General features: G+C 55.3%; 1 rRNA gene. It reads right to left on the reverse strand.

Going from position 1 to position 1,237, the window contains the following annotated elements:
- Positions 1-1,237, reverse strand: a 23S ribosomal RNA gene (locus tag ACFRAC_RS36790); the annotation flags it as partial.

The following is a 1,237-nucleotide window of genomic DNA, read 5'->3' on the forward strand; positions in this document are numbered from 1 at the left end:
CCGTTGAGCGATGGCCCTTCCATGCGGAACCACCGGATCACTAAGCCCGACTTTCGTCCCTGCTCGACTTGTAGGTCTCGCAGTCAAGCTCCCTTGTGCCTTTACACTCTGCGAATGATTTCCAACCATTCTGAGGGAACCTTTGGGCGCCTCCGTTACCTTTTAGGAGGCGACCGCCCCAGTCAAACTGCCCACCTGACACTGTCTCCCCGCCCGATAAGGGCGGCGGGTTAGAAGGTCAATACAGCCAGGGTAGTATCCCACCGATGCCTCCACCGAAGCTGGCGCTCCGGTTTCCAAGGCTCCTACCTATCCTGTACAAGCTGTACCAACATTCAATATCAGGCTGCAGTAAAGCTCCACGGGGTCTTTCCGTCCTGTCGCGGGTAACCTGCATCTTCACAGGTACTATAATTTCACCGAGTCTCTCGTTGAGACAGTGCCCAGATCGTTGCGCCTTTCGTGCGGGTCGGAACTTACCCGACAAGGAATTTCGCTACCTTAGGACCGTTATAGTTACGGCCGCCGTTTACTGGGGCTTCAATTCGCACCTTCGCTTACGCTAAGCGCTCCTCTTAACCTTCCAGCACCGGGCAGGCGTCAGCCCCTATACTTCGCCTTACGGCTTCGCAGAGACCTGTGTTTTTGCTAAACAGTCGCCTGGGCCTATTCACTGCGGCTCTCTCGGGCTTGCACCCTAACAGAGCACCCCTTCTCCCGAAGTTACGGGGTCATTTTGCCGAGTTCCTTAACGAGAGTTCTCTCGATCACCTTAGGATTCTCTCCTCGCCTACCTGTGTCGGTTTGCGGTACGGGCACCTCTCACCTCGCTAGAGGCTTTTCTTGGCAGTGTGGAATCAGGAACTTCGCTACTATATTTCGCTCGCCATCACAGCTCAGCCTTATGGGAAACGGATTTGCCTATTTCCCAGCCTAACTGCTTGGACGCGGATATCCAATACCGCGCTTACCCTATCCTCCTGCGTCCCCCCATTGCTCAAATGGTGAGGAGGTGGTACAGGAATATCAACCTGTTGTCCATCGCCTACGCCTTTCGGCCTCGGCTTAGGTCCCGACTAACCCTGAGCGGACGAGCCTTCCTCAGGAAACCTTAGGCATTCGGTGGAGGGGATTCTCACCCCTCTTTCGCTACTCATACCGGCATTCTCACTTCTAAGCGCTCCACCAGTCCTTCCGGTCTGGCTTCACAGCCCTTAGAACGCTCTCCTACCACTGA

The organism is Streptomyces sp. NPDC056628, assembly GCF_042792555.1.
GTDB lineage: Bacteria > Actinomycetota > Actinomycetes > Streptomycetales > Streptomycetaceae > Streptomyces.